The organism is Streptomyces sp. NRRL WC-3549 (genome assembly GCF_000721935.1).
In the GTDB taxonomy this organism is placed as follows: Bacteria; Actinomycetota; Actinomycetes; order Streptomycetales; family Streptomycetaceae; genus Streptomyces.
Map to the genome: position 1 here is coordinate 32,072 of NZ_KL585409.1, position 5,629 is coordinate 37,700.

At 70.8% G+C, this 5,629-nt stretch carries 5 protein-coding genes and 1 pseudogene; 1 reads left to right on the forward strand and 5 read right to left on the reverse strand.

Annotated features, from left to right (window positions below; all coding sequences use genetic code 11):
* From IH13_RS44750 to IH13_RS0119635, 4 genes and pseudogenes are all read right to left on the reverse strand, one after another.
* The coding region (locus tag IH13_RS44750) for an acyl carrier protein (RefSeq protein WP_234433339.1) at positions 1 to 473 on the reverse strand (473 nt) is incomplete at its 3' end.
* 511 nt (positions 474 to 984) lie between these two features.
* Positions 985 to 1,206 (reverse strand): annotated as a pseudogene (locus IH13_RS45790) (hypothetical protein); the annotation flags it as partial.
* The gene (locus IH13_RS46130; protein WP_420713380.1) at positions 1,203 to 2,222 is read right to left on the reverse strand and encodes a hypothetical protein; all 1,020 of its coding nucleotides are present in this window, start codon (positions 2,220 to 2,222) and stop codon (positions 1,203 to 1,205) included. The gene IH13_RS46130 and the pseudogene IH13_RS45790, both read right to left, overlap by 4 nt.
* 689 nt (positions 2,223 to 2,911) lie before the next feature.
* The gene (locus IH13_RS0119635) at positions 2,912 to 3,877 is read right to left on the reverse strand and encodes a pirin family protein (RefSeq protein WP_031086211.1); all 966 of its coding nucleotides are present in this window, start codon (positions 3,875 to 3,877) and stop codon (positions 2,912 to 2,914) included.
* A 120-nt stretch (positions 3,878 to 3,997) separates the two neighbouring features.
* Here IH13_RS0119635 and IH13_RS0119640 point away from each other — a divergent pair, with 120 nt between their 5' ends.
* On the forward strand, positions 3,998 to 4,360 hold the full coding sequence (locus IH13_RS0119640; protein WP_031086213.1) for a tetratricopeptide repeat protein: 363 nt from the start codon (positions 3,998 to 4,000) through the stop codon (positions 4,358 to 4,360).
* A gap of 229 nt (positions 4,361 to 4,589) precedes the next feature.
* On the opposite strand, the gene IH13_RS37920 is transcribed toward IH13_RS0119640, so the two are convergent.
* Entirely contained in the window at positions 4,590 to 5,411 is an 822-nt protein-coding gene (locus IH13_RS37920; RefSeq protein ID WP_234433335.1) for a serine/threonine-protein kinase, read from the reverse strand.
* Positions 5,412 to 5,629: the final 218 nt, after the last annotated feature.

The window sequence follows — 5,629 nt, forward strand, 5'->3', positions numbered from 1 at the left end:
TCCCGCAGCACGACGGACACGGGCGGCGTGGCGGGGGCGGACGGTTCGGCGGGAACGGGCACGACCGGCGCCGCCACGACGGCACCGGCAGGCAGCTGAGGCTCCAACCACGCCGCGAGCTCCGCGATCGTCCGATGCTCGAACATCACCGTCGGCGACAACTCCACCGACAGCCGCTCCCCCAGCTCCCCCACCAGAGACAACAGATCAGCCGACCCCAACCCCAACTCGTAATACCCCGCACCCACATCCACCGCATCCACGGACACACCCAGCCGCGCGCCCACCAACTCCCGCAGCACGACGGACACGGGCGGCGAACCCCCCGCCGACGCGGCAGTGGGAGCGGGCTTCTCGGCCGGTGAGGCGGGTGTGTCGCCACGGACGTCGAGCGCGTCCGCCGCCCGGATGCGCTTGGCGACGAACTGCCCGACCTCGGCGATCTTCCGACCGTCCTCGTCGTAGAACTCCACGACCAAGCGGATGAGTTCGTCGTCGCGGCGGACGGAGTCCGCGGGCACCCGGACGCGGCCCGGCCGCGCGGAACCGGTCGAACATCAGCGGAAGGTAGAGGCCAGGGCCGTCGTTGTCCCCGTGCAGCATGCCCAAGGCGACACCGCCGCCGAGGAGACCTGCTTCGAAGAGGGCCGGGTGGAACAGGAACGCAGGGGTGGATGACTGGTGTTCGGGAGCGAGTTCCAGCTCGGCGATCCAGTCGCCGGGACGGTGGTGGACCGCGCCGCCGAGTTTCATCAGGCCCGAATGGTAGAGGTCGTACTCCCGGCACCAGGTGTAGATCTCGTCCATGGTGGTGCGTCGGGTCACCTCCTGGACGGGCAGCGGGAGCCGCTCCGTGTAGGCGACCGGACCACGGTGGTGCGCGGTGACAGCGGCGTGCAGAACGTCGGTGGCGTCCTGGTCGCGTCGGCTGCGCACCTCCACCCGCCACCCCCCGCCTGCCACGGGACGCCCCTCGACGGTGGTCAGGACGGCCTCACCGGGCCCGGCGACGAGCGGCGCGAGGATGGTGAGGTTGCGCAGCTCCACCTCGGGCATGGGGTGCCCGTGCCGCGCCAGCACCTGGAGAACCAGGTCCACGTAGCCGACACCCGGCAGCAGGCTGCGGCCGTACACGACATGACCGCGCAACAGCGGGTTGTCGGCGGTGACGGTAAAGGTCTCGGTGAACGTGGCGGATGCGGTCATCTGATTTCCGTCCCAGGAAGAAGACGCACGGGGGTGCCCGAGTGTGCGTGGCGCGAACCGGGGGTTCTTCTACGGACAAGGGGAGGGCGGTGGCTGCCGGAACGGATCCGTCGCGGTGCGCCCAGGGCCCCGTGAGCCGGCATCCGCCGGGTGAGGGGGGACCAGGCGCTGTGACGGCCTTCGTGCAACTGACCAGCAGACACGGGGAGGCCCCATGGCATCGCGTCACTTCGCGCGCCGAGCCGTTCCACGAGGTCTCGTTCGGTCGGCAGGGCGGTCAGGTCCAGCAGGGATCCTGGGCGCGGGGCGCCTACCTCGGCGTCGATGCCCACGGAGTGCAGTCGGCCGGCCCCCGCCACCGCGGCCGCGGGGCACCGGGAGCGACACGCCGAGCTGCCGACCGTTTCCGCCGGCCATTGCGGGCTGGTGTGCCACCCGGGCGGCAGCAGAACCGAAGGATTACCCAGTTCACCGAGCGCGGCACGAGCACACCGGCGCACCGCCGCAATTTCCCGTCGATTCCGTGGAGCACTATAGGCGACGGCCCCGCGCTCCTCGGCGAAGAAATGAATTTCCGCGTCACCTAATACCTCCGCGGACCCCACGTGGACGTGAAGTAACTCCTCGATCACTGTTTCCCCCGTGCCCGCTCTCCAGCCGTTCACCAGATGGTCAGCGAGAAGCGCTCGGCGAGTTCCTGAACTCAGCGAATTTGACGGCCTGGACAACGGTCGAGTTCGGTACGTCCGAGCATGTGTGAGCGCACACGTTTCCCCCTTGGTTGTCTGCGCCTTCCGGATGCGAGAAGGACTCACACAAGTGACGCGGCACCCGGGCGGAGGCTGTGCGGCCACACAGCGGTCCGGTTCCCCGTAGTGAAGGGGGCAGGACGCTTCCAGGCCAGACAGGCCGCATTGCCGATGCCAGGATCCAGTGACCGCAGAATGAACCAGAGAAAGACAAACACCGAAGTGCCCCCCGTTCATGCGGCGTGAGGTTCCCCAGCCGCCCCCCATTTCGAATCGAGAGCTTAGGTTGACTGATCAGGACCGTCAACCGTCTACCGAAGGTCACACAGCTTGGAACTCCAGCCCGGCCCCGCCGCACAACATCCGGTCTCCGGGCACGGAAAAGAGGGAAGCGGAATTCGCTCATGCAGCCATTAGGCCTGGCCAGCAAGGGCCTTGACGGCAAACAGGACTCGGGCGCGCGCTGCCGTGATCCTCACTTCGGCACCCGACCCTGATGCACACCGGGGGGCGTTCAACGAGCACGGCCACCCCGGCACTTCGGTCCGGGACATCGCCGGCCGGGTCGGCTCCACGGCGCACGCCCTGTTCGCCGAGTGCGCCGAGTGCGCCGAGTGCGCCGAGTGCGCCGACGCCATGGTGGAGGGATGGACGGACTGGTCACCGCGCTCGACGAGGTGCCGACCGGGGCGCCCCCGAAGGACGCGCTCACCACCGTCACCAGGATCACCGTCACGCATCGCGCGTCAGGCGGCGTGGCCCCAAGGGGTGGGGGCAGCGTCCGCGCGGGGTCACCAGCCCGCGCAACGGCGTCGTCGCTCCGACAGTGACGTATGTGGCCCACAGCGCGTACACCGGAAGCCTGCACCGCGAGGAGGAGGCGATTCCGCTTCGACGTACGGGGGCCCAGTCGCCGCGGCGAAAAGCTCACCGGGCCCCATTCGCATCAACGCGGGTCAGCGCACCCTTCCTCGCGGCTTCAGCGCCACCGGCGGGAGTTGCGGAGCGGGCAGCCGACCCCCGTCGTAGCCCTCCACTTCACCGAACCTGTCACTGGCCATCCAGTCCGCACGCGCCTGTGCGATCTCCTCGTGGGACCGTCCGACGAAGTTCCACCACATGACGATCTCCTCCTCGAACGGCTCGCCACCCAGAAGCATCAGCCCCGCGTCGGACTCCGCACGCAGGGGCAGTTCGGTACGGCCGCAGCCAAGGTAGAGCATCGAACCCGGCAGCACCGGGACCCCGTCCACCTCCGCCTCGCCGGACATCGACAGCACCGCGTACTCGAAGTCGGGGCCCAGGGGCAGCCGGGCGTCGGCGCCCCGGGTGAGAGCGAGGTCCGCCCCGACGATCGGGGTGTACGCCGTACCGGGCGACCTGGCACCGTCCAGTTCGCCGAGGATCACGGTCGCGGTGAGTCCCGGCGCCGTGACGGCGGGAAGGTCGGCGTGGTGCTGGAAGTGCGGTTCCACGTTCCGGTGGGCGTCGGGCAGGGCGACCCAGAGCTGGGCGCCGTGCAGAAATCCGGCGTGCGGCTTCGGGCTCTCCTCGGAGTGGCTGATGGCCCTCCCGGAGGTCATCAGCCCCAGTTCCCTCGGCCGGATCGTCCGCAGGCTGCCCAGGCTGTCGCGGTGCAGGACCTCGCCGTCGTGCAGCCAGCTGACCGTCTGCAGACCCATGTGCGGGTGCGGAGGGACCTGCATCCCAGGCTCGTCGGCGATGTCGTCGGGGCCGTAGTGGTCGACGAAGGCCCAGGCCCCCACCATGCGACGCCCGAGGTTGGGCAGCAGCCGGCGGACCTGGGTCGACTCGCCGAGCTGCACATGGCGCGGGGAGAGGAGCTCCCGCACCGGCTCGGCGACGACGAAACCCCGCCCTCCGCAGACGGTGGGGGTGGCCTGGCGATCGAGATTGCTCATGGCGCTCAACCTATTCCCGAGTGGGCACGGAGCGGCCGCCCCCACGCCGATAATTTAGTGGAATGTTAAACTACTTCCGGTGTCGGCGTCACTGCCCACCACCCCGGTCAAGGAGGAGAAGTGGACGAGACCTACTACGAATTCGGTACGCCCGCCGATCGCTGGGACCGGGCGAACATGTTCTTCGAGGCGAAGGAGTACGTGACCGCTGCGCGCATCCTCGGCGGCCTCGTCGAGGAGATGCCCGAACAGGTCTCCCTGCGGCTGCTGCTGGCGCGGGCCTACTACCACTCGGCGCGGCTCACCAAGGCCGAAGGTGAATTGCGTGAGGTGCTCGAACGCGACCCGGTCGAGCACTACGCGCGTCTGATGCTCGGACGCACCCTGGAACGCCAAGGCCGGCAGTCCGAAGCGGCCACGCACCTGCGCATGGCCGCGGCGCTGTCCGGGGAATTCGACGCGCCGGGACCGACAGCGCGGTAGACGCGGGCCGGGCGGGCGGCGGTGTCCCACGGAGAGCCGCCGCCCTGCACCCGACCCGGCCCGACCGAACCCCGGAGTCGGATGCGGCCCCGGTGAACGGGTGCGGGGGAGAACGCCGGACCCGCCTCCCCACGGCGTCGAACGCCGTCGGGTCCCTCGCGCACGGCGGCGATGGCTCGGTGACTGCCGTAACGGGCCGCGCGCCGACGGGCGCGCCCATGGGCCGCGGTCAGCGGGGCTCCGGGCACGGCCGGCGCCGCATCGCGGCCAGCAGGGCCCGGCCGGCGCGCAGGACCGCCCCGGGGGCGCCGGGGCCGGCGGCGGTGTTCGCCGGAACGGGTACGGAAGGGGCGCTCTCCCCCAGCGCGGCCAGCGCCCGCGAACAGCACAGGGCGTCCGGGCGGCCGTGCTCGGACGGATCGGTCATGGCGCGCAACAGCTCCGCCAGGTCCGCTGACAGGTGGGAGGGTACGGCCGGCGGACGGTGCAGCCGCGCCATGGCGGACTCCAACGGCGCTCCCCCGTACTCCACCTCGCCCTTGAGAGACTCGATCAGCACCAGCCCCAGGCTGTAGACGTCCGCGGCCGGCCCCGCCCCCCTGCCCTGCACCTGCTCCGGCGCGAGGTACGCGGCGGTTCCCACGAGCGGGCCGGTGGTGGTGCGGGCAGCGGCGTCGAGCAGCTCGGAGATCCCGAAGTCGGTCAGGTGGGGGTGGCCCGTCTCGTCCAGGAGTATGTTCGCGGGCTTGACGTCACGGTGTATGACACCGGCCGCGTGCACGTGCGCCAGCGCCGAGGCCAGCGCGGACCCGGCCCGGCCGACCTCGGCCGGAGTCATGCGGGCCGCCGCGATACGGCGCCGCAGGGTGGCCCCCTTGATCAGCTGCATCACCAGGTAGGGGCGTCCGTCCTCCTGACCGGAGTCGTACACGGAGACCAGCCCGGGGTGGTGCAGCTGTGCCAGCAGCCGGCCCTCGTCGCGGAAGCGTTCCTCCGTACTGTCTCTTATACACATCCCGCAGATCGAGCGCCTCGTACACGTCGGCCGCACCGCCGCGCCCCAGCAGGTCGCCGAGCCGGTACCGGTCCGCGAGCACACGGGTGGTCAGCCGGAGATCGGGGCGTGTCGCCCCTCCCGTCGGCCACTGCGGGACCTTCATGTGCACCTCCTGTGCTCGCCGGCCGTCCGGCCTGCCCCGCCCGCCCCCGCAGGGCCGCGGAGCCGGGTTCCGGGCCTTCGGGGCCCGGCCTGTCGTCGCCCCCTACTCC